A 22895-nucleotide genomic window follows, 5' to 3' on the forward strand; every position below is an offset into this window, starting at 1 on the left:
GCCTACATGGTGTGGACCCGTCGCGCCCCGAAGCGGCGGGCGACAAGGCCGGCGCGCTCCGGCGGGATGCGCAGGGCCACCTGCAGCACACCGTCCTCGCCGGTGGTGCGCTCCAGTACCTCGCCATGGCGATACAGCCAGCCGAGCCCCTCGCCGTCCTCCGCCGCAAGGATGACCGAAAGCGTCACGCGCCCGGAGGTGATGCGACGCTCGATGACGCCCAGCAGATCGTCCGTCCCCTCCCCGGTCAGGGCCGAGACGGCAACGGGCGCCTCGGCCCCCGCACGCAAGGTCTGGTTCTGCACCTGCTCGCGGGCCTCGGGAGAAAGCCGGTCGATCTTGTTCCAAACCTCGATGACGCGGCCGCCGTCCTTCACCTCCACGCCGAGGTCTTCGAGCACGTCGGCCACATCCGCCGCCTGCGCCTCGGTATCGGGGTGGGAGATGTCGCGGACATGGAGGATGAGGTCCGCCTCCAGCACCTCTTCCAGCGTGGCCCGGAAGGCGGCGACGAGCTGGGTCGGCAGTTCGGAGATGAAGCCCACCGTGTCGGAGAGGATGATGCGGGTGCCGTGCGGCAGGTCCACCGCCCGAAGGGTCGGGTCGAGGGTGGCGAACAGCAGGTCCTTGGCCATCACCTCGGCGCGGGTCAGCCGGTTGAACAGCGTGGATTTGCCGGCATTGGTGTAGCCCACCAGCGCAACGATGGGATACGGCACGCGCTTGCGGCTCGCCCGGTGCAGGCCGCGCGTGCGCTTCACCTGCTCCAGTTCCTTCTCGATGCGGATGATACGATCGCCGATGAGACGGCGGTCGGCCTCGATCTGCGTCTCGCCGGGGCCGCCGAGGAAGCCGAAGCCGCCGCGCTGGCGTTCCAGATGGGTCCAGGAACGCACCAGCCGGGAACGCTGGTAATTGAGGTGGGCCAGTTCCACCTGCAACGCGCCTTCCTTGGTCCGGGCGCGCATGCCGAAGATTTCGAGAATCAACGCGGTGCGGTCCACCACCTTGGTGGACCAGGCCTTCTCCAGATTGCGCTGCTGCACGGGAGACAGAGCGGCGTCGAAGAAGACGAGATCCACATGCTCGGCCTCCACGATCGCCGCCAGCTCTTCCACCTTGCCGGTACCGAGATAGGTTGCGGGGCGGATCTCGGACAGCGACACGAGGCCGGAGAAGACGACGTTCAGCTCGATGGCGGCTGCAAGGCCCACAGCCTCGTCGAGCCGCGCCTCGGGGCTGCGCCGTTCCGGCGCGCCTCCCCTGCCCCGCCGGCTGACGACGGGCGTGACGACAGCACAGCGCACGGCCGGCGCGCGACGGTCGATACCGCCGCGCGTGGGCTCGTGCGTCGTGTCGTGGGTGGGGCTTTCGGAATCCATCCCGGATTCGGGCAGCAGCGCCTCATGCTCGCCGGGGACCGGAATATCCTCCCCGACGTCAATTGCACCTTCAACCTTGCGGCCTGCGAGCTTGGACGTTGCCGTCTTCGAGGTATCTGCCTTGGACTTTGAACGTCCGCCCGCCTTCTTCCCGCTTTGATGCTGCACGCTTAAGCCTTTTCTCCCCCATCGTCCGTGGGATCGAACAACTGAACCGGGTGACCCGGCATGATGGTGGAAATGGCGTGCTTGTAAACCAGCTGGGAATGCCCGTCCCGGCGCAGGAGCACGCAGAAATTATCGAACCAGGTAACGACGCCCTGCAATTTCACCCCGTTCACCAGGAAAATCGTGAGGGGAGTCTTGTTCTTGCGGACGTGATTGAGAAAAGTGTCTTGGAGATTTTGTGTCCGTTCCGCCGCCATTTTCGTATCCATTGTTTCGGCGTTGAGGCCCACGGGCAAGCGCACGTCTGGAGTGTACACCCCCGTGAGAGTTGGGCTGCTAGAATGGCACAGCCCGATGGCGGCGCAATATTATTTTGCTCCGCAACATGATCCGGTCTGGGACAAACTCAGGCGACTTCCGAAAAATCGTGGAATTTCAATCGCAAAGCCTTGGCGACAGGGCCGGGGACACCTGATCCCACCGCGGTGCCATCGATCATCACGACCGGCATGATGACCGTGGTCGCGGCCGAGATGAACGCCTCGTCCGCTGCGTGGGCCTCCGCAACCGTGAATGGCCGTTCCTCAACGGTATAGCCGAGGTTCGCCGCCACCTCGAATGCCACGGTGCGGGTGATTCCCCTGAGGATGCCGCTGTCTGCGGGGCGCGTGACGATGGTGCGGCCGGCGGTCACGATCCAGGCGTTGGTGGAGGCGCCTTCGGTCACATAGCCGTCGGCATCGACGAACCACGCCTCGCGCGCGCCGGCCTCCTTCGCCAACTGCTTGGCCAGCACGTTGGGCAGCAGGGAGACGCTCTTGATGTCGACCCGCGGCCAACGATTCTCCGGCACGGTGATGACGGCGACGCCCTTGCGCGCCAGCGCCTCCTGCGCCTCCCGGTCGGTGCGGCGCGCGGTCACGACAATGGAGGGGGCGGTATCCGGCGCAGGAAAGGCGTGGTCGCGACGCGCGACGCCCCGGGACACCTGCAGGTAGACCATGCCGTTGCGCACGTGGTTGCGGCGCACCACTTCCCTGAGCACTGCGGACAGCGCCGCCCGTGACATGGGCGCTGCAATGAACAGCTCACGCAGGGAGCGATCGAGCCGGTCGAGATGGCGGCGTTCGTCCACCAGGCGGCCGCCGAGCACCTCGCAGACTTCATAGACGCCGTCGGCGAACTGATAGCCGCGATCCTCCACATGCACGCTGGCGTCGCGATGGGGGAGATAGCGTCCGTTGACGTAGGCGATGCGCGACATGACTGCGTCGGCCCTCAGGTGCGCCAGATGGCGAGATGGATGAAGACGAAAAGCCCGATGATCTCCAGCCGCCCCGCGACCATGCCGATGCCGGCGACCAGCACCGAGCCCCAGGGCAGGGAGGAGATGGCCGGCCAGCCGCCGCCCGCGGCGTCGTAGACCGGGCCGGTATTGGTGACGACCGCCGCCGCTGCCGCCAGTGCCGCATCGAGCGAGGGCAGGCCGGGGCTGAGCGCGATCACGCACAGGCCGTACAGGAAAGCGAGGCTCGCCGCCCCCGCCCAGACGCCCCGCATGGCGGAACCGACACCGCCCTCCAGCGCCGAGGGCAGGACGATGTGGGGATAGACGAGGCGCAGGAGATCGCCCCGCGTGCGCAGCAGGATGGCGCGCAGCCGCAGCATCTTCAGCCCGCCCGCCACCGAGAGCGCGCCGCCGCCCAGTAGAACCACGAGGATGACGAGGCCGAGCGGCAGGTTGGCATAGGTGCCTTCATGCGGGCCGATGCCGCTGGTCGAGATCAATGAGGCGGCGGTGAACAGGCCGTCACGCACCGCATCGAGCGACGACATCTCGTCCGTCCGGAACAGCAGGGCGCCGAGGATGATGCCGAGCACCGCCCACCAGCCGATGATGACGAGGCTTTCCACCTGCTCCGGCGCGGCATTGAGGCGGCGGGTGATCAGTGCCCGGTGCCAGCGCACGCTGGTGGCGCTGAAGATGAGGAAGGGCAGCAGCAGCCACTTGGGCGTCTCATCGAGCGCCAGCGCCAGCTGGGCCTCCGGCGGCAGATGGGCGCCGGCGGAGACGACGGCGGTGGCCAACGTGAAGGCCACATACAGGGTCTCGCCGGACGCGAGCAGGACGATCATCGCCAGCGCGGTCGCCGCCAGATAGGCGGGGCTGATCTCGCGCAGGACCTTCACCAGATCCACCACGTCGAGCGCGGTGCCGCCGCGCGGCGTGCGGTCCGGCAATCCGCCGAGGCCCGCCGGCGCCAGCACGGCGACCGCCGTGACCACGGTCAAGAGACCGCCCGCCCATTGCAGCAGTCCGAGGAAGACATAGAGGCTCGCCGGTCCCTGATGGAGCGCAGTGAGACCGGTCGCGGTGAAGGCGGAAAGCGCCTCGAACCAGGCCTGAAGCGGCGACAGGCCGGAGACGATGGCGACCGCCGGCGTCGCCATCAGCGGCAGCACAAGCCACATGCAGGCCACCAGCGCCACGGCACCCGTCCGCGTCAGCCGGGTCTCGAGCCCATGGGTGGTGAAGCGCAGCAGGCCGGCGAGGAACAGGCAGAAGCCGGACGTGGCGAGCCACACCGCCACGGGGCCCGTGCCGGAGCGCGCGGCGACCGCCATCGGCAGGAGCGCGAGCGCCCCGATGGCGGCGATGCCGGCGGCAAGCGGGCGGGCGGCGTTGGCCATAGGATTTCGCGTCCCGGGATCGGGTCAGAAGAATTCGAGCGCCACGCGGAACAGCTGCTCCACGCGCTTGATGCGATCGGCGAGGGCGAACAGCACCACCCGGTCGTGGGCGCGCACGACGAAATCGCCGCGCGGCAGCAGCACCTGCCCGTTGCGCACCACGGCGCCGATGCGCAGCCCGTCCAGCAGGCTGAGATCGCGCAGCGGCTTGCCCACCAGCGGCGACGTTTCCAGCGCTTCCGCCTCGATCATCTCGCCCGAGCCGTCGAGCAGCGCATGGACGCCGCGGATGCGGCCGCGCCGCACATGCTGGAGCACCTTGGAAACCGTGATCTGGCGCGGGTTCACATGGGCGTCGATGCCGAGGCCGCGGGCGAAGGTGGCGTAGCCCTGCTCGTTCAGCAGCGCGAGAATGCGCTTCGCCCCCACCTGCTTGGAAAGAAGGCAGGAGAGGATGTTGATCCGGTCGTCGTTGGTGAGGGCGATCATGGTGTCCGCCTCCCCCACCCCCGCCTCGTCGAGAATGGCGCGTTCCAGCGCGTCGCCATTGAGCACGACGGTGCGGCGCAGTTCTTCGGCGATGGTCTGCGAGCGCTCGCGGGAGGCCTCGATCAGCTTCACGCGGGCGGCGGCGTTGCGCTTCTCCAGCTCGGTCGCGACGTAGTAGCCGATGTTGCCACCGCCAGCGATGACGATGCGCTGGGCCGGCACCTCGTCGTGCCCGAACAGGGAGAGCGTGCGCTGCACATGGTCGGCCTGCGCGACGAAATAGACGAGATCGCCGGTGAGAATCTGGTCGTTGGAGCGGGGCACGAAAGTGCGCCCGGCCCGGCTCACCGCGACGATGGTCGCCTGGATGTCCGGGAAAAGCTCGGTCAGCTGCTTCAGCGGCGTGTCCACCACCGGGCAGTCCTCGGTGCAGGAAACGCCGACGATCACCACCGCGCCGTCAGCGAAACTCACCGTGTCGGAGGCGCCGGGCAGGGAAAGGCGGCGCAGCACCATCTCGCCCACCTCCACCTCGGGAGAGATGATGACGTCGATGGGCAGCTGGTCGCGGGAGAACAGGTCGCGCCATTCGGAGGCGAGATAGGTCTGGGCGCGGATGCGGGCGAGCTTGGTCGGCACGTTGAACAGGGCGTGGCCCACCTGGCAGGCCACCATGTTCACCTCGTCGTGGAGGGTCACGGCGATGAGCATGTCCGCCTGCTCGATGCCCGCGCGGGCGAGCACGTCCGGATGGGACCCCTGCCCCACCACGCCGCGCACGTCGAGCTGTTCCGTCACCATCTGGATGCGGCGCGGGGACGTGTCGATGATGGACACGTCGTTCTGCTCACCGGCGAGGCGCTCGGCGATGCCGAACCCCACCTGGCCCGCGCCGCAGATCACGACCTTCATGAACCCTCCCCCCGGCGTTCGGCCCCCGCAGGTCAGCGGACAGAACGCACCGATGCAGCCCCCTTTTCGGGCACCCCGTCAACCCGCCCCGGTCACGTCCGGGGCCCTTCACCCTACGCCGAGAGCCTTAAGCTTTCGATGAAGGGCCGAGCGCTCCATGCCGACGAATTCGGCGGTGCGCGAGATGTTGCCGCCGAAGCGGTTGATCTGGGCGGCGAGATATTCGCGCTCGAACACCTCGCGCGCCTCACGCAGCGGTAGGCCCATCAGATGCTCGCCGCCATTGCCGTTGGGCAGGGTCGGCACCAGCGCGCCCACGTCCGGCGGCAGCATGGCGGCGGTGATGGTCGCCTCCGGATCGCCGCCGGCGAGAATGAGCAGGCGCTCCACATTGTTGCGCAGCTGGCGCACGTTGCCCGGCCAGTCGTGGGATTGCAGCACCGCCATGGCGTCCTCGCCGATGGGCCGGCGCGGCAGACCGGTGGTCTGGGAGATGCTGTCGAGGAAGAAGTCCACGAGATCGGGAATGTCCTCGCGCCGCTCGGCGAGCGGCGGCACGCGGATCGGCACCACCGAGAGGCGGTGGTAGAGATCCTCGCGGAAACGGCCCTTGGCGATCTCCTCCTCCAGGTTGCGCCCGGTGGAGGAGATGATGCGCACGTCCACCGTCACCTTGTCGTTGGAGCCGACGCGGGTGAAGGTCTGTTCCACGAGCACCCGCAGCACGCGGTTCTGCGTCTCCCGCGGCATGTCGGCGATCTCGTCGAGGAAGAGCGTGCCGCCGTGCGCCTCTTCGAGCGCCCCGCGCTTCTGCTCCCTGCCCTCCCCGTCCGCGACGCCGAACAGCTCGAACTCCAGCCGCTCCGGCGTCATGGCCGCGGAATTCAGCACCACGAACGGCCCCTGCGCGCGCCCGGAGACGCTGTGAACGAGCCGCGCGGTGAGTTCCTTGCCCGAGCCGGAGGGGCCGACAATGAGGATGCGGCTGTTGGTAGGGCCGACCCGTTCGATGGTGCCCTTGAGCTGCTGGATGGCGCTGGAGCGGCCGACGAGGATGCGCCCGTGCGGCGTGAGCTGCTTCAGCTCCTTCAGCTCGCGCTTGAGACGCAGGGTCTCCAGCGCCCGCTCTGTGACCATCACCAGCCGGTCGGCATTGAACGGCTTCTCGATGAAGTCGTAGGCACCGCGCTTGATGGCGGCGACCGCGGTCTCGATGTTGCCGTGGCCGGAGATCATCACCACCGGCAGGTCCGGATGCTGAGACTTGATCTCGTTGAGCAGTTCCAGGCCATCGAGGCGGCTGCCCTGCAGCCAGATGTCGAGGAACACGAGATTCGGCCGCCGCGATGCGATGGCACCGAGCGCGCCGTCGGCATCCCGGGCGGTGCGGGCGGAATAGCCCTCGTCCTCCAGAATGCCGGCAACCAGCTCGCCGATGTCGGCCTCGTCGTCGACGATGAGGATGTCCATGGCCATGGATCAGGCCCTCCCTGCTTGAGGGACCGGTTGCGCCCCGCCCGCGCCGGCCGGTGGTAGACCATCCGCCCGCATCCGGAGCCTGATCCAGGCGCCGCGACCCTCGGGCGAATCGTTGAGTTCAATACCGCCGCCATGCTCTTCCATGATCTTGCCGACGATGGCGAGGCCGAGCCCCGTCCCCTTCTCGCGCGTGGTCACATAAGGCTCCAGCAGGCGGCTGCGTTTTTCGCGCGGTAGGCCCGCGCCGTTGTCGATGACGTCGATCAGGAGATCCTCCCCCGTCGCGGAGACGCGGACGCGGATGCGGCCCTTGCCGCGATCGGCGTCCGGGACAGCCTCGATGGCTTCCGCAGCGTTCTTGAGAATGTTGGTGAGTGCCTGGCTGATGAGCCGGCGATCGAAACGGGCCGGCTGTGCGGCCGGCAGCTCGGCCTCGAAGGTGACGTCGGGGTGTCCGACGCGCATGAGGAACACCGCCTGCCGGACCGTCTCGGCGAGATCCTGCGCATCCACCACGGGCTTGGGCATGCGGGCGAAGGAGGAGAACTCATCCACCATGCGGCCGATGTCGCCCACCTGCCGGATGATGGTGTCGGTGCACTGGTCGAACACATCGCGATCCTGGGTGATGTGGCGGCCGTACTTGCGCTTCAGCCGCTCGGCGGACAGCTGGATGGGCGTGAGCGGGTTCTTGATCTCGTGGGCGATGCGCCGCGCCACGTCCGCCCATGCCGAGGTGCGCTGGGCGGTGATGAGGGCGGTGATGTCGTCGAGCGTCACCACCCAGCCGTGCGCCTCGGCTCCCGACTGCTCGGTGGTGACGCGCATGGCGAAGATGCGCTCGCGACCGTCGCGCTGGACCGTGATGTTGCCCTGCACCGCCCGCTGCCCGGCGCCCCGCGCCTCCTCCAGCAGTGAGGCCGTCTCCGGCACCACCTCGGCGAGCGGGCGGCCGAGGCCCTCGGCCTCGGTGACACCGAGAAGGCGTTCGGCGGAGAGGTTGAGGATGGTGACGCGCGCCTCAGCATCAAGGCCGATCACGCCCGCGCCGACGCCTGACAGCACGGCCTCGGTGAAGCGGCGGCGGCTGTCCATCTGGTCGCGGGCGCTGACCAGGGCGTTGCGCTGGGTCTTCAGCTCGCCGGTCATCTTGTTGAAGGTCTCGCCGAGGGTGGCGAGGTCGCCTTCCGCACGGTTCACCGGCACCTGGATGTCGAGATTGCCCTTGGCCACGCGATCCGCCGCCCACATCAGCCGGCGGATGGGCGCGACCAGCCATTTGGAGAAGGTCACGCCCAGCCACACCGCCGACAGGAGCACGATCAGCGTGACGATCGAATACATGGCGGCAAAGGCGAGCTGGACGCTGAACCGCCTCTGCTCCAGCGCACGGTAGTCCGCGAGCGTGTCGCTCGTCACCTTCAGGTAGCCCAGCACGCGCGGATCGATGGGGCGGGCCACGTAGAGGAAGAGATCGTCGAAGCCGGTGAGCGGCACCACGGCGCCCACATAGTCGGCATCCACATAGATGATGGGCTGCTCGGCCGTGGCCTCGTTGATGGCGATGTTGGCGGGGACGAGGTATTCCCGGCCGGTGCGCAGGTTCGCCCGCTCCACCACGGAGAGGTCGCGGTGGATGATCTGGGCGCCCGGCACATTGCGCAGGGCCGCCTGGGCCGTCAGCACCTGGCGGAACTTTTCGATGTCCGTGTCGTAGAGGGCCTTCTGCTGCGACAGGTCGTTGGCCATGGCCAGCGCGTCGCCGCGGATGGAGAGCGCATGCTCGCGCACATAGGTCTGCGCCACCGAGGAGGCCGAGCCGACAATCTCCTGCGTGCGCTCGGAGAAATAGCGGTCGAGGGTCCGGTCCAGGGTGAAGCTTGCCACCAGCGCCACCACGACCGCCGGCACCACGGCGACAATGGCGAACAGGCCGATGATGCGCACATGGAGCCGCGAGGCGGCTCGGCCGCGGGCCCGCGCCTGCCAGATGCGCCAGACTTCCCGGCCGATGATGGCGAGCAGCGCGACCGCGGCGATTGCAGATGCCGCCAAGGCCTCAAGCGTCACCGTCGGCGTCGGCACGATGGAAGTGAGGCCCATGATGATGGCGAAGGTCGCCACCGCCAGAGCCAGCGACAGCACCACCACGACGGGCGCGAACATGCGGGCGAACAGACTGCGCCGCGGCCTCACGTCTCTTGCGGCGTACCTGACCGGCTCATCGCTCATGTGTGCCTGACCGTCCCAACGCTACCGGCCGCGCGACGACTCGCGCAGTCCAGAGTGATGCAGTGGAACGACACTGGTGCAAAAATGTGACAGACGCATCCCCCTTCCACCGTATTTGCGGTGAGGGAGCAAAACGCAGGTAGCCGGGTCAACGAACGACCCGGCCCTTTCTGTCCATCCGAAAGATGAGGCCCCGCAAGAGTCCGTCCCCTGCGGGAGGGCGGCGCCCGGCCGCGATCGAATCAGCGCGCGGCTGGCAACGTGACCGGAATGAAGCCAAAATCCGACAGGGTCTTCTGGCCGGACGGGGAGAGGATGTACATGGCGAAGTCGGCCGCCGCTAGAGATGCCGTGTTGGCGAGCGTCAGCCCATATTCCGGCCCGACCGCGAGGTCGCGCGGCAGCGCCACCACCTTGTACCTGCCGGGTTCCGTCTTGCTCATCTCCTGAGTGCCTGAGCAGTAGTAGATCGCCACGTCCGCGCTTTTGTCGCCGAGGGCCACGGCCAGCCGGTGGCGGCCGTTGAGCGGTCCGGTCGTGGCCGCGCCGCCGAATACCTGCTGGGCCTTTCCGCTCAACGTGGCGAACGCGCCCGGGTGCTGTTTGTCGATCAGCGCGAACAGCTCCCACGTATAGTCACCGCCCGGATCGGCCTTGGGGGTCGAGGTGGCGAGGCGGATGTCCGGCTTCAGCAGGGTCTCCACCAGCGTGTCGGACGCGAGCGCCGGGCCATCGGCCAGAGCGATGGCGCACAATGCGTTGCGGGCGAACAGGACACTGTCGCTGGCAAGGCCCTTGTCCGTCAGCGCCTGCGCGTGGGGCAGAGCGGCGGACGCGAAGATGTCGAAGGCGCCGCCGTTTTCCAGCTCGGTCCTGAGCACCCCGGACGGGCCCCATTTGGTGGAGACGTGATCCCTCGGGTGGCTCCGGCCATAGTCCGAGATCATCGCGTTGAAAGCGCCGGTGAGGCTGCCCGCCGCGACGAGGCGGATATCCTCGGCGCGGGACGTTGCGGCGGAAAGGCAAAGAAAAACAACGGCGCAAATGCGGGCGCGCATGGCAAGGCTCCGAAATGAACAAGCGAATGAGCTATATTCACTCGGACATATCGTGGCCGTCAATAAACCCCGCGGATGGGACACCCGCGGGGCATGTGCGTCGTCTCAAGACGTGGGGATCACCGCGACGTGCGGATCACCTGGATATCGAGATCGCGAATCTTCTTGCGCAACGTGTTGCGGTTGAGCCCGAGCAGTTCCGCCGCCTTGATCTGGTTGCCGCGGGTGGCGGCGAGCGCAGCGGAGAGGAGCGGATATTCCACGTCCTTCAAGATGCGGTGATAGAGCCCAGGCGGGGGCAGGTTCTCGCCGAAGCCGGAGAAATAGGTGTTGAGGTGGCGCTCCACCGAAGCGGCGAGCGTCGCGTCCACCGGGCCCTCTTCCGACAGCATGTTCGGCATGGGCTCGGAGAGCTCGGCCTCGATGATGGCGGGGGTGATGACCTCCTGCGGGTAGAGCGCGGCCAGGCGGCGGACCAGGTTTTCCAGCTCTCGCACGTTGCCCGGCCAGCGATAGCGCTTCAAGCGGTCGAGGGCGGCGGCGTCGATCTGCTTGGCGGGCAAGCCTTCCCGCTCCGCCTGCAGGAAGAAGTGGCGAACGAGGTCCGGCACGTCCTCCGAGCGCTCGCGCAGGGGCGGCAGGCGCAGGGGCACCACGTTCAGGCGGAAGAACAGATCCTCGCGGAACAGGCCCTGCTGGATCAGCGTACGCAGATCCTTGTTGGTGGCGGCGATGATGCGCACGTCGGTCTTGATGGGCGTGCGCCCGCCCACGGTCGTGTATTCGCCCTGCTGGAGCACGCGCAGAAGGCGCGTCTGCGCCTCCATGGGCATGTCGCCAATCTCGTCGAGGAAGAGCGTGCCGCCCTCCGCCTGCTCGAAGCGCCCGGGATTGCGGGTGGTGGCGCCGGTGAAGGAGCCCTTCTCGTGGCCGAACAGCTCGGATTCGATGAGGTCGCGCGGGATGGCCGCCATGTTGATGGCGACGAACGGTCCGGTGCGGCGCTTGCCGTAATCGTGCAGCGCTCGCGCCACCAGTTCCTTGCCGGTGCCGCTCTCGCCCGCGATCATCACGGTGAGGTCGGTCTGCATCAGGCGGGCGAGGAGGCGGTAGATCTCCTGCATGGCGGGCGAGCGGCCCACCAGCGGGATGTTGTCCTGCTCCTCGGGGGCGTGGTGGTGACCGTCCCCCTTCTTGGGCTCCGACAAGGCGCGCCCGACGATGGAGATCAGCTCCTTCAGGTCGAAGGGCTTGGGCAGATATTCATAGGCCCCGCGCTCGGAGGCGCGGATGGCGGTCATGAAGGTGTTCTGCGCGCTCATGACGATGACCGGCAGATCCGGCCGCGCCTTCTTGATGCGCGGCAGGAGGTCGAAGGCGTTCTCGTCGGGCATCACCACGTCGGTGATGACGAGATCGCCATCGCCCTGGCTCACCCAGCGCCATAGCGTGGCGGCGTTGCCGCAGGAACGCACCTCATATCCCGCGCGCGAGAGCGCCTGGTTGAGCACGGTGCGGATCGCGGCATCGTCGTCGGCGACCAGGATGCTTCCGGATGGCATCGACACCTCAATTGTCCTCTCGAACAGGGCTCTTGCCGCGATACATGGGCAGGAGCACGCGGAACGTGGTGCGGCGGGGCTGGCTGTCGCATTCGACGATGCCGCCGTGGTCGCCGATGATCTTCGCCACCAAAGCAAGACCGAGGCCAGAGCCGGTGGGCTTGGTGGTCACGAACGGGTCGAATAGGTGGGGCACGAGGTCGTCCGGCACGCCCTTGCCGTTGTCCCGCACGCAGAACTCAAGCGGCAGGCTGACGCGCGTGGAGGCGCCCGGCACCATCAGCCGCACGCCGGGGCGGAAAGCGGTGGAGAGCAGAATCTCGCCATCCTGATCGCTGTCGATGGCTTCCGCCGCATTCTTCACCAGGTTCAGGAACACCTGGATGAGCTGGTCGCGGTTGGCGAGCACCGGCGGCAAGGAGGGGTCGTACTCCTCCACGAAGCGGATATGGCGGGCAAAGCCCGAGGCCGCGAGCGTGCGCACATGCTCCAGAACCGCATGGATGTTCACCGGCTCGCGCTCCACCGGGCGCTCGTCGGAGAACACCTCCATCCGGTCCACCAGCTTCACGATGCGGTCCGCCTCGTCGCAGATGAGGCGGGTGAGCGCCCGGTCCTCGTCGTCGGCGGACTGCTCCAGAAGCTGCGCCGCGCCGCGGATGCCGGAGAGCGGGTTCTTGATCTCGTGGGCCAGCATGGAGGCCAGCGCGCTCACCGAGCGGGCGGCGCCGCGATGGGTAAGCTGGCGGTCCATTTTGTCGGCGATGGTCCGCTCCTGGAGCATCACCACCACATGGTCCGGCTGCTCGTTCACCGGCGCCACGTGGATGTCCACGATGCGCTCGCCGCCGTTGCGGGGCGTGCCGAGGTCCACCCGATATTCATTCACCGGCGCGCCGCGCTGGCGCACCTGATCGATGAGGCCGAGGAGCGGCGTGCCGAACGGCACGAACTCGGTCAGGGGTCGCCGGCGCAGAAGCGGGGCGCTGACCTCGAAGAAGGCTTCAGCCGCCACATTGGCCTCCACCACATGGCCGTTGCCGGCGATGGTGAACAGCGGATGCGGCACGGCATCGAGAATGGCGCGCGTCATGCCGGGCTCGGCGTTGCCGGCCTTGGCGACAGGGTGAACGGGCGGGCTGACGGCTTCCTGCGCCGCCTCCATCTTCGCCGCCTCGTTGGCAACCTCCTTGCCCGCAGCCTTGGTCGCGGCCTTCGAACTGCCCTTGGCCTTTTTTTCCATCTTCCGTGTGTCTTGCTTTCTGGCTTCGGCCGTCATGCCGCGGCCCTCCACATGAGTTCGTCGTAGGCCGCCGTGATCCCGGCCTTCACGCGGCCGGGCTCGTCGAGCACCAGCAGCGCCTTGCGCCAGCGCTCCACGAAGGCGGCGCGTGCATTCCCCTGCCCTGTTGCCGCGGCATCGAGCGCCCAGCCGATATGCTTGCGCGCCTGCCGGACGCCGAGGGTGGTGCCATAGAGCGAGAGCCAACCCTCGTAGAGTTCCAGCAGGATGTCCCGCTGCAGATCGAGCGGCGGATCCTCCTCGACCATGCGGCCGGCGAGCCCCTGCGCCACCCGGCCCGGAAACCAGGGCCGGCCCTGCGCGCCCCGGCCGATCATGAGACCGTCGGCTCCGGATGCCGCGAGAATGGCCGGACCGTCGGAAAGGCTCGTCACGTCGCCGTTGGCGATCACCGGGATCGATACGGCTTCCTTGACCGCCCGGATGGCGCTCCAGTCCGCCCGGCCGGTGTAGAACTGGCAGCGGGTGCGGCCGTGGATCGTCACCATGGAAAGCCCGCACGCCTCCGCCATTTCGGCGAGGGCGACGGCGGTGGGCGAGCCATCGTCCCAGCCGAGGCGGGTCTTCACCGTGACCGGAACGCTGACCGCCCCGCGCACCTCCTCGAAGATGGCGCGCGCCAGAGGCAGATCGCGCAGCAGGGCCGCGCCGGCGGCGCCGGTGGTCACGCGCTTGGCGGGGCAGCCCATGTTGATGTCGATGAGTCCGGCACCGGCTGCCTCGGCCACGCGCGCGGCCTCACCCATGAGTCGCGGATCGTTGCCGGCGATCTGGACGGCATGAAACGACACGCCCTCCCCTTCAGCGCGCAGCAGCATCTCGGGATGCCCCTCGAGAAGCGCCTCGCTGGCCAGCATTTCTGATATGACGAGCCCCGCGCCATGGCGGACAGCCATCCGCCGCACCGGCGCATCGGTGATTCCCGCCATGGGGGCGAGGATGACCGGATTGGGCAGGGTCACGGCGCCGAGGCGCAACGCCGGAATGGACAATGGGACAGTCTCTTGCACAGAATTTAGGCCAGCTGTGTTCTGCCTACATCTTAGACAAATGTGCGCGGCACGCAAGGGCAGTGTGCGCACCGCTGCACCGCAGCATGTCCGGTCCCTACTCGCGCTGCCAGCCTGACCTGCCGCCTTCGCCCAAAAAGGAGGGTCGGCCGTGACCGGAACGTCGGCCACGAACTGCGTGGCGATCGTGGTGGCTGCCGGGCGCGGAAGCCGCGCGGGCGGGCCTTTGCCGAAGCAGTACCAGCAAATGGGCGGCGAGCCGGTGCTGCGCCGCACGCTGCGCCTTTTTTGCGAGCATCCGGCCGTCACGGCCGTGCTTGCGGTCATCCATAGCGATGATTCAGGCCTCTTTGCGGACGCCGCGGAAGGCCTGCCCAAGATTCTGGCACCGGTTTCCGGTGGCGCGACGCGTCAGGACTCGGTGCGCGCGGGGCTCGAGGCGCTGGCCGGCGTCGAGGCGCCGGCGGTCGTGTTGGTGCATGACGCCGCCCGCCCCTATGCGACGCCCGATCTCATCAGCCGGGCCATCGCAGCGGCAGGGGACGGCGATGCCGCGATCCCGGTGCTTGCGGTGACCGATACGGTGAAGCGCGTCGATGCGACCGGCGTCGTGGCGGAGACGCTGGATCGCGCGGTGCTGCGGGCGGTGCAGACGCCCCAGGCCTTTCGCTATGCCCCGCTTGTCGCCGCCCATCGGGCGGCGGCGGACAGTGGCGTCACGACGCTGACCGACGACGCCTCGGTGATGGAATGGGCCGGGTACAGGGTCGCGACCTTTGCCGGAGAGACAGGGAACATCAAATTGACCACAGCCGAAGACATGTCCCGCGCCGCCGCGACCTTCGCCGAACTCCCGGACGTGCGCACCGGCACCGGCTTCGACGTCCATGCCTTCGGTCCCGGCGACCACGTGATGCTCGGCGGTGTCGCGGTGCCCCACGGTTTCGGGCTGGTTGGCCATTCGGATGCCGACGTGGGCCTCCACGCCCTCACCGACGCCCTGCTGGGCGCGCTCTGCGACGGCGACATCGGTGCGCATTTCCCGCCCTCGGACCCGCAGTGGAAGGGCGCGTCCTCCGACCGCTTCCTCACCCATGCGGTGGAAAAGGTGAAGGCGCGCGGCGGGCGTATCGCCCATCTCGATCTCACCCTCATCTGCGAGGCGCCGAAGGTCGGGCCCCATCGTGATGCCATCCGTGCCGAGATCGCGCGCATCACCGGCGTTCCGGTCGCCCGCATCTCGGTGAAGGCCACCACCACGGAGAAGCTCGGCTTCACCGGCCGGCGCGAGGGCATCGCCGCCATGGCCAGCGCCACCATCCGCCTGCCGGCGGGAGAGGAGATCTGACGATGGACGAGGAAACCTACGCCCGCGCCGTCGCCGTCCTCGACGCCTTCCGCGCCCGCGGCTGGACGCTGGCAACGGCGGAATCCTGCACCGGCGGGCTCGTGGCCGGCGCCCTCACCGAGGTGCCGGGATCGTCGGATGTGGTGGACCGCGGCTTCGTCACCTATTCCAACGCCGCCAAGATGGCGATGATCGGCGTGCCCGAAGCGACCCTTGCCGCCCACGGCGCCGTGAGCGAGGCAACCGCCCGCGCCATGGCCGAGGGGGCATGTAAGACGGCCGGCGTGGATGCGGCGGTGGCCATCACCGGCGTGGCCGGGCCGGGCGGAGGCTCGGCGGCCAAGCCCGTGGGCCTCGTCCACTTCGCCTGTGCCCGCCGCGACGGCAAGGTCGTCCACCGAGAGAAGCGATTCGGCGAGATCGGCCGCGCAGAAGTCCGCCGGCTGTCGGTTCTCGAAGCCCTCGACCTGCTGCGCAGCGCAGCGTCCTGAAAACGAAAAAGCCGCCCGAAGGCGGCTTTTCTGTCCTGAAAGGCGATCGCCCGTCAGTTCTTGGTCACGACGCAATCGCCCCCCTGCGCGCGCAGGGACTGACAGAGTTCGTTGGCCTGGTCGCGGCCGGCGAAAGGACCGACCTGGGCGCGGTAATAGATGCCCTTGTCGCCAAGGTCCGCCTTCTTGACCGTTGCCTTGTAGCTGCCGAGCAGGTTCGGATACTTGGCCTGCAGCGCCTTCCACGAGCCGAGCGCATCGCTCTCGGACCGCTGGGAAGCCACCTGCACTACGTAGGTGCCGGCCGCCGTGGGCGCGGGAGACGTGCTTGCCGTCGCATCCGCAGGGGCGGAGGCGGGCACGGTGGTGACGGGATTGGGCTGCGGCAGCCCCACCGGGATCGGGTTCTGGCTCGGCGCATAGGCCGAGACAGCGCTGGAGGGCACGCCGGGCGTCACGCTGCCGTCGGCGCGCACGGTCATGGTGCGCACGCGCTTGGGCTCGGTGAGGTTCTGTGTCGCCTGCATGGGCTGCTGGGTCGCAGCCGGGGCGCTGTCCGCCGGGGCGCGGGCGGCAGACGTCACGTCCACCGGCTGCTCCTCGCGGGGCACCATCTTCTCGTTCCCGGCGGTCACGGGGCCGCCCACGCGGTCATAGATCGATTTCTGGGCGTCTGCCGTGGCCGGCGTCGTGGTCTTGGCCGGGGCGGAATCTGCCTTGATGACCGGCGGCGCGCTGGACGATGACATCAGGCCGGAGCGGCCCACAGCCATGTTGTAGGCGAACACGCCGGCAACACCCGCGACCAGGAGACCCACCAGCGAGACGCCGAGCAGAAGCGCCGTGCGACCACGGCGGCGGCGCGGCTCGGGCTCGTACATCTCATCGCCGTGGGGCGGCATGTAGCCGTCATCGGCATATTCGGGATCGTAGCGGTCGTCGTAGTCGTCGTAATCGTAGTCTTCGTCACGGCGCGCGGCGGAATAGGCGTAGCCCGCCTCGTCCGTCTCGTCGTCGTAGCGCGCCGACTGGTGGGCCGGCTGGCCGGAGGCGGGACGACGGTCGTCCGGGTAACGCGCGTCCTGATACCGGGCATCTTGAGAGCGCGCGTCCTGGCGATATCCCTGGGCATCCGCCCGGCCGTAAGCCTGCTGCGCCTGCGGGGCCTGACCCTGCCCGTAGCCGGAGGCCCGAGCGCGCGGATCGGTCTGGCGAGGATCGGGCTGGCGAGGATCGTCTACGCCGTCGTCATAGTCGTCGTCGTAATCGTCATAACCCTGAGCTGGCGGCTGCTGCGGTGGCACGGCGCGGGCAGCGGCGGCATCGCGGGCGAGCGAGCCGTAACCCAGGCGAACGTCAGCCGCGCGCGGGTCCGCCGGGCGGGGCGCCGGGGCGTAGGACGGGGCCGGCTGGGCATAGCCGGACTGCCCATAGCCCTGCGGGGCGCGGGACTGGGGCTCCGGCGCATAAGAGGGCGCGGCGCGCGCCGGAACGGCGGGCTGGCGTGAGGGGGCGGTGTTCCACGCCTCGGCGTCGTCGTCCTCATCATAATCGGGTTCGACAGCGGCCGGACGGGGCGGCGGCTGGAGTGCAGCGCGCGTTGGCTGAGGCGGCGCCAGACGCTGTGCCGGGGCGGGAGCTGCCGGTGGCGCATAACGCTGCGCGGGGGCCGGGCGAGGGGCCGCCTGCTGGGGCGCGCTCTGCTGGGGCGCGCCCGAACGGGACTGCTGTTCGGGCTGGAGCCCGTCGAAATCGTCGAAGGGATCGTGATCCATGAGCCGAGCAAGCTCGGCGAGGGGATCACGTCCACCCGCGCGATCGCCACTGGCGGCCTGCGCCGGCCGGGAGCCGGGGCCGCTTCCCGTGGCAGCATCGTCACGCCGGTAGCGGTACCTGCTTTCGTCGCCCATGTCGCCTCGATGTGTTGCGCCGCCCACCCGGCCGGATCCTCGCGAAATGGATCTTCGCGAACCGGCCACAAAGCCCCGCCCGCACCTCGGCCAGCATACGCCGGACCGCAACCGGACGAGCGATTATTTCATCTCGTCAACGGCCTCCACCCCGAGCACCTTGAGACCGGAAGCGAGTACCGTGGCAACGCCATGCACCAATGCGAGGCGAGCCGAGGTCAAATCTCGATCATTCTCGATAATGAAGCGTAAATGTGGCAAGTCTTTTCCCCGGTTCCACTGGGCGTGGAACTCGCTCGCCAGATCATGCAGGAAGAACGAAATGCGGTGCGGCTCGCGCGCCGTTGCCGCCTGTTCGACGAGGCGCGGCCAGGAGGCGATGCGCCGCAGCAGCGTCAGCTCGCCTTCGTCGTCGAGTCGCGACAAGGCGGCCCCGGCGAAGGCGGCAGGTTCGGCGGGCAGATCGGAGAACTGCTCGCTTGCATTGCGCAGGATCGATTTGGCCCGGGCGTGGGCATACTGCACGTAGAAGACGGGATTCTCGCGCGACTGCTCGATCACCTTGCCGAGGTCGAAGTCGAGCGGCGCATCATTCTTTCGGAACAGCATCATGAAGCGCACCGCATCGCGGCCCACCTCGTCCACCACCTCGCGCAGGGTGACGAACGAGCCTGCGCGCTTCGACATACGCACCGGCTCGCCATTGCGGAACAGGCGCACCAGCTGGATCAGCTCGACATCGAGGCTGCCCTTGCCGCCCGATACGGCCTTCACCGCCGCCTGCATGCGCTTCACGTAGCCGCCATGGTCGGCGCCCCAGACGTCGATCATCTTGAGGAAGCCGCGCTCCACCTTGTCCTTGTGGTAGGCGATGTCGCCGGCGAAATAGGTGTAGCTGCCGTCCGACTTCTTCAGCGGGCGGTCCACGTCGTCGCCGAAGTCGGTGGAGCGGAACAGGGTCTGCTCGCGATCCTCCCAATCCTCGATAGGCGCGCCCTTGGGCGGCGGCAGGCGGCCCTCATAGACCTCGCCAGACGCGCGCAGCGCCTCGATGGTGGCGCCTACCTTGTCCACCGCGCCGAAGGCCAGCGAGCGCTCGGAGAAGAACACGTCGAACTCGATGCCGAGGGCGGTGAGGTCGTCGCGGATCATCTCCATCATGCAGCCGATGGCGAAGGAGCGGAACACCGGCAGCCACTCGCTCTCCGGCGCGGCCATGTACTCGCCGCCGTGCATCTCGGCGAGCTGCTGGCCGACGGCGATGAGGTAGTCACCGGGATAGAGTCCGTCCGGAATGTCCGCCTTCTCGCCCGTCACCGCCTCGCGATAGCGCAGGAAGACGGAGCGGCCGAGCACGTCCACCTGGGCGCCGGCGTCGTTGATGTAATATTCCTTGGTCACGGCGAAGCCGGCGAAGGCCAGCAGGCGCGCCATGGCGTCGCCGAACACCGCGCCCCGACAATGGCCCACATGCATGGGGCCGGTGGGGTTGGCGGAGACGTACTCCACATTCACCTTCTCGCCCGCGCCGAGCCTTGAGCGGCCGAAATCGAGGCCCTTTGTGAGCGCGGCGGCGAGCACCTTGGGCCAGAAGGCGGCATCGAGGGCGATGTTGATGAAGCCGGGACCGGCCACGTCCACCCGCGCCACGCCTGGCACCGCCTTGAGCTTGCCCGCGATCTTCTCGGCCAGGTCGCGCGGCTTCAGGCCGGCGTCCTTGGACAATACCATGGCCGCATTGGTGGCGAGGTCGCCATGGGTCGCATCGCGGGGCGGCTCCACCACCACGCGGGCGAGGTCGAGACCGGATTTGACGAGGCCCTCGGCGGAAAGGGCGGCGACGGCTTCGCGGACGTGATCGGCGAAGATCGCGTAGACGTTCATGGAATGGGGTCCAATCGGGTTCGGTTGCCGGCGCGCCTAACGCAAGTCCGGTGTCGAGTCAAAGAAGCGGGCGTGCTGGTCGAGGGCGTAGCGGTCGGTCATGCCCGCAATGTAGTCGCAGACGCGGCGGGCGAGGCGCTCGCCTTCCAGCGTCTCGATACCGTCCTGCCAGGAGGGCGGCAGGTCCTTCGGGCGGTTGATGAAATAGGCGAACAGATCGCGGATGACCCCCTGCGCCTCGGCCATGATGCGGTTGACCCGCTCGTGCCGGTACATGCGCGGAAAGAGAAAGCCCTTCAGCGCCTTCTCCTTCTGCCGCATGGCATCCGAGAAGGCGACGATGGGCGCGCCGAGCGCCCGGACATCCTCCGCCGAGGCCACGCCGGCGGCCAGTGCGCGGCGGGTGCTTTCCGCCACCACGTCCTCGATGAGCAGGGTGATGACCAGCCTCAGCACCTCGTTCACCGTGCGCGGCACGTCCAGGCCGGGATAGCGCCCGCGCACGCTGGCCAGCGCCTCGCCCACCAGCGGCAGGCCGGCGATGTCGTCCAGCGTGAACATGCGGGCGCGCAGACCGTCATCGAGGTCGTGCACGTCGTAGGCGATGTCGTCGGAGATGGCGGCGACCTGCGCCTCCGCAGAGGCGTGGCTCCACAATTCGAGATCCTGCTGGGCCGAATGCACGCGGATGGCGTGGGGCAGCCCGTCGCGATAGCGGCCGATGCCGTTGCCCTCGCGGTCGGTCAGCGGACCATTGTGCTTGGCGATGCCCTCCAGCGTCTCCCACGTCAGGTTGAGGCCGTCGAAGGCGGCATAGCGGCCCTCGATGCGGGTGACGACGCGCAGGGACTGAGCGTTGTGGTCGAAGCCCCCCTGCCCCGCCATGCAGGCGTCCAGCGCCCGCTCGCCGGCATGGGCGAAGGGCGGGTGGCCGAGATCGTGCGCCAGCGCCAGCGCCTCGGCGAGGTCCTCATCCAGCCCCAGCGCACGGGCGATGGAGCGGGCCACCTGTACCACCTCCAGCGTGTGGGTGAGGCGCGTGCGGTAATGGTCGCCCTCGTTGAAGACAAAGACCTGCGTCTTCTGCTTCAGGCGGCGGAAGGCCGTGGAATGGATGATGCGGTCGCAATCGCGCCGGAACGGGCTGCGCGGCGGCATCTCGGGTTCCGGGACCAACCGGCCGCGGGACCGTTCGGCTTCGCAGGCCCAGGCCACGCGGGGCGTTGCGCCGCTCACCGCCATGACCGCCCCTCCCCCGTTCCGGCCGGCGCGGCACAAGAACCTGCGGCGACGCACAAAACCCTTTTGCACCGCCCGCCCTTTAAATCGGGGGCGGATGGACTTACCTTAGAAGCCATTGCCAGCTTCAATTCGTAAAGTCGATACCATGGAAACCTCCCTCGCCCCGACGACCGCTCCCGCCGATGCTCCGGTGACGGAAGTGGATTTTACGGTGACCGACGCGGCCGCGCGCCGCATCTGCCAGATTCTTTCTCCCGAGCCTGCCGGCACGTTCCTGCGCATCAGCGTGGAAGGCGGCGGCTGTTCCGGCTTTTCCTACAAGTATGATGTGACGCAGGAACAGTCGGACGATGACCTCGTCATCGAGAAGGAAGGCGCCAAGATCGTGGTCGATCGCATGTCGCTCGACTATTTCAAGGGCTCCCAGCTCGACTACAAGGCCGACCTCATGGGCTCCGCCTTCAAGATCTCGAACCCCATGGCCACCGCCAAGTGCGGCTGCGGGTCCAGCTTCGCGGTCTGATCCGCTCTCGTTCCAGCTTCGCGGCTGGAACGCCGCAGGTCCGCTAAGGCGCCACGTTGCGCGGCACGGCGCTGCGCCACAGGCGCGGCAAGCCCTTTGGCCAGTCGTCGCCGTAGCAGGGGAAGAAGCGCTCCGTGCGGGCATAGATGATGAGGTCCGGCGCGTAGCGCTTCACGTCGTCGAAGCTGAAGTCGCAATTGCCCGTCACCCGGGCGGAGGCGTGCATCCAGGCCACCTCCTTCACCGGTGCATTGGCGAACAGGCGCGGCCACGCCAGGGCGGTGAAGGAATCGCCCATGATCAGGACCTTGAGCCCCTCCGGCGCATAGTCCCGCACCACCGACTTGAAGGCGATGTGCTCGTTGAGGCTGCGCAGCACGGGGTCGAAGCGCGGCTTTGACGCCTTGGCCGGCAGGTTGAGGCGAAAATCCTCCTCCTTCACCTCCGGCGGCATGCGCATGGCGCGCAGCAGGTCGCCCCGCGCGGCCGGCTCCAGCTGGCCCACCACCTGCGCCAGGTCCACCTGCCAGTCGGGATGACCGGCGGCGACCATCACCGCATTGAAGGCGAGAATGCTCGAGCGGGCATTCCAATGGGTGTCGGTGAGGAGATAGCGCGGCGCCGGGCTTGCCTTCAGCACCGGGCGCAGGTCCACGGTGGTGACGCCCCGGGCCTTCAGCCCCGCCAGCGCGAGGTCGTATTCCGTCGTGGGGTAAGTGAGCGCATCGTTCCACAGCGGCAGCGCCTCAGTTTCCACCGACTGGGCGTTGGGCGGGAGGGCGACGACGATCTTTGTGCCGAGGGGTGCAAGGATGCGCTGCATCTCGCCGAGCATGTCGACGAAGCGCTCCACGTTGGCCGTCCGCACCAGCGCACCGGCGGATTGCGCGGGGGTCTGCTCCCGGCCCCAGAACAGCTGGCCGTCGCGGCCGGCGTAGAAGGGCTTGCTGTCGGGGGAGTCCAGCTCCGCCCGAAGCTCCCGGCGCAGAACCGGCAGGGTGGCGCGGAAGCCGAAATTGTCCTGGATGAAGATGCCGATGTTGCGGAACCACAGGTCCAGTTTGCGGCTGAACTCCCATTCGGGCGCCACCTTCACCCGCCACTGCATGCTCGCGAGCGGGTCGGGAATGAGGTTCGACAGCAGCAGGAAGCCGAACAGGCCGGCGACGAGGACGCCCAGATAGCGGCGATGCCGGGAGAGCAGGGTCATC

At 68.3% G+C, this 22895-nt stretch carries 18 protein-coding genes; 3 read left to right on the forward strand and 15 right to left on the reverse strand.

What is annotated here, in order from left to right; all coding sequences use genetic code 11:
• Positions 1-2: 2 nt before the first annotated feature.
• The 11 genes from hflX to dusB form a co-directional block, all read right to left on the reverse strand.
• On the reverse strand, positions 3-1382 hold the full coding sequence (gene hflX, locus A37E_RS0121665; RefSeq protein WP_029877129.1) for a GTPase HflX: 1380 nt from the start codon (positions 1380-1382) through the stop codon (positions 3-5).
• 170 nt (positions 1383-1552) lie between these two features.
• Positions 1553-1807, reverse strand: a complete 255-nt coding sequence (gene hfq / locus A37E_RS0121670; RefSeq protein WP_024279016.1) for an RNA chaperone Hfq — start codon at positions 1805-1807, stop codon at positions 1553-1555.
• Between the two features lie 149 nt (positions 1808-1956).
• Complete coding sequence (locus A37E_RS0121675) at positions 1957-2814, reverse strand: D-amino-acid transaminase (RefSeq protein ID WP_029558538.1); 858 nt, start codon at positions 2812-2814, stop codon at positions 1957-1959.
• Between the two features lie 14 nt (positions 2815-2828).
• Entirely contained in the window at positions 2829-4241 is a 1413-nt protein-coding gene (locus A37E_RS0121680; protein WP_029558539.1) for a hypothetical protein, read from the reverse strand.
• A gap of 24 nt (positions 4242-4265) precedes the next feature.
• Positions 4266-5642: a Trk system potassium transporter TrkA gene (trkA, locus tag A37E_RS0121685; protein ID WP_029558540.1), complete on the reverse strand. Its 1377-nt coding sequence runs from the start codon at positions 5640-5642 to the stop codon at positions 4266-4268.
• Between the two features lie 108 nt (positions 5643-5750).
• Positions 5751-7118: a sigma-54 dependent transcriptional regulator gene (locus tag A37E_RS0121690; RefSeq protein ID WP_024279012.1), complete on the reverse strand. Its 1368-nt coding sequence runs from the start codon at positions 7116-7118 to the stop codon at positions 5751-5753.
• Between the two features lie 3 nt (positions 7119-7121).
• Positions 7122-9287: a PAS domain-containing sensor histidine kinase gene (locus tag A37E_RS0121695; RefSeq protein ID WP_245279401.1), complete on the reverse strand. Its 2166-nt coding sequence runs from the start codon at positions 9285-9287 to the stop codon at positions 7122-7124.
• Positions 9288-9595: 308 nt separating this feature from the next.
• The gene (locus A37E_RS0121700; RefSeq protein WP_029558542.1) at positions 9596-10411 is read right to left on the reverse strand and encodes a substrate-binding domain-containing protein; all 816 of its coding nucleotides are present in this window, start codon (positions 10409-10411) and stop codon (positions 9596-9598) included.
• Between the two features lie 119 nt (positions 10412-10530).
• On the reverse strand, positions 10531-11973 hold the full coding sequence (ntrC, locus tag A37E_RS0121705; protein ID WP_029558543.1) for a nitrogen regulation protein NR(I): 1443 nt from the start codon (positions 11971-11973) through the stop codon (positions 10531-10533).
• Positions 11974-11980: 7 nt separating this feature from the next.
• Positions 11981-13066 (reverse strand): nitrogen regulation protein NR(II), encoded by a 1086-nt coding sequence (locus tag A37E_RS0121710; RefSeq protein ID WP_156026471.1) that lies wholly within the window; start codon positions 13064-13066, stop codon positions 11981-11983.
• 182 nt (positions 13067-13248) lie between these two features.
• Positions 13249-14268 (reverse strand): tRNA dihydrouridine synthase DusB, encoded by a 1020-nt coding sequence (gene dusB, locus A37E_RS0121715; RefSeq protein WP_280938450.1) that lies wholly within the window; start codon positions 14266-14268, stop codon positions 13249-13251.
• 169 nt (positions 14269-14437) lie between these two features.
• Between dusB and A37E_RS0121720 the strand changes: the two genes are divergently transcribed.
• Both A37E_RS0121720 and A37E_RS0121725 read left to right on the forward strand, forming a co-directional pair.
• The gene (locus tag A37E_RS0121720) at positions 14438-15634 is read left to right on the forward strand and encodes a bifunctional 2-C-methyl-D-erythritol 4-phosphate cytidylyltransferase/2-C-methyl-D-erythritol 2,4-cyclodiphosphate synthase (protein ID WP_029558546.1); all 1197 of its coding nucleotides are present in this window, start codon (positions 14438-14440) and stop codon (positions 15632-15634) included.
• A gap of 2 nt (positions 15635-15636) precedes the next feature.
• Complete coding sequence (locus tag A37E_RS0121725; protein ID WP_029558547.1) at positions 15637-16125, forward strand: nicotinamide-nucleotide amidohydrolase family protein; 489 nt, start codon at positions 15637-15639, stop codon at positions 16123-16125.
• A gap of 53 nt (positions 16126-16178) precedes the next feature.
• On the opposite strand, the gene A37E_RS26165 is transcribed toward A37E_RS0121725, so the two are convergent.
• The 3 genes from A37E_RS26165 to A37E_RS0121740 form a co-directional block, all read right to left on the reverse strand.
• Positions 16179-17900, reverse strand: a complete 1722-nt coding sequence (locus tag A37E_RS26165; protein WP_029558548.1) for an SPOR domain-containing protein — start codon at positions 17898-17900, stop codon at positions 16179-16181.
• Between the two features lie 258 nt (positions 17901-18158).
• Positions 18159-19919 carry an arginine--tRNA ligase gene (gene argS, locus A37E_RS0121735; protein WP_029558549.1) on the reverse strand — a complete coding sequence of 587 codons (1761 nt, stop codon included), beginning with the start codon at positions 19917-19919 and terminating at the stop codon, positions 18159-18161.
• A 36-nt stretch (positions 19920-19955) separates the two neighbouring features.
• On the reverse strand, positions 19956-21161 hold the full coding sequence (locus A37E_RS0121740) for a deoxyguanosinetriphosphate triphosphohydrolase (protein ID WP_029558550.1): 1206 nt from the start codon (positions 21159-21161) through the stop codon (positions 19956-19958).
• Positions 21162-21306: 145 nt separating this feature from the next.
• On the opposite strand from A37E_RS0121740, the gene erpA reads away from it, so the two are divergent.
• The gene (erpA, locus tag A37E_RS0121745) at positions 21307-21684 is read left to right on the forward strand and encodes an iron-sulfur cluster insertion protein ErpA (RefSeq protein WP_081837719.1); all 378 of its coding nucleotides are present in this window, start codon (positions 21307-21309) and stop codon (positions 21682-21684) included.
• A gap of 43 nt (positions 21685-21727) precedes the next feature.
• Here the strand turns inward: erpA and A37E_RS0121750 are convergent, their stop codons facing one another.
• Complete coding sequence (locus tag A37E_RS0121750) at positions 21728-22894, reverse strand: hypothetical protein (RefSeq protein WP_029558552.1); 1167 nt, start codon at positions 22892-22894, stop codon at positions 21728-21730.
• Between the last annotated feature and the right edge of the window lies 1 nt (position 22895).

The sequence above is a fragment of the Xanthobacter sp. 91 genome, from assembly GCF_000702385.1.
Classification (GTDB): domain Bacteria; phylum Pseudomonadota; class Alphaproteobacteria; order Rhizobiales; family Xanthobacteraceae; genus Xanthobacter; species Xanthobacter aminoxidans.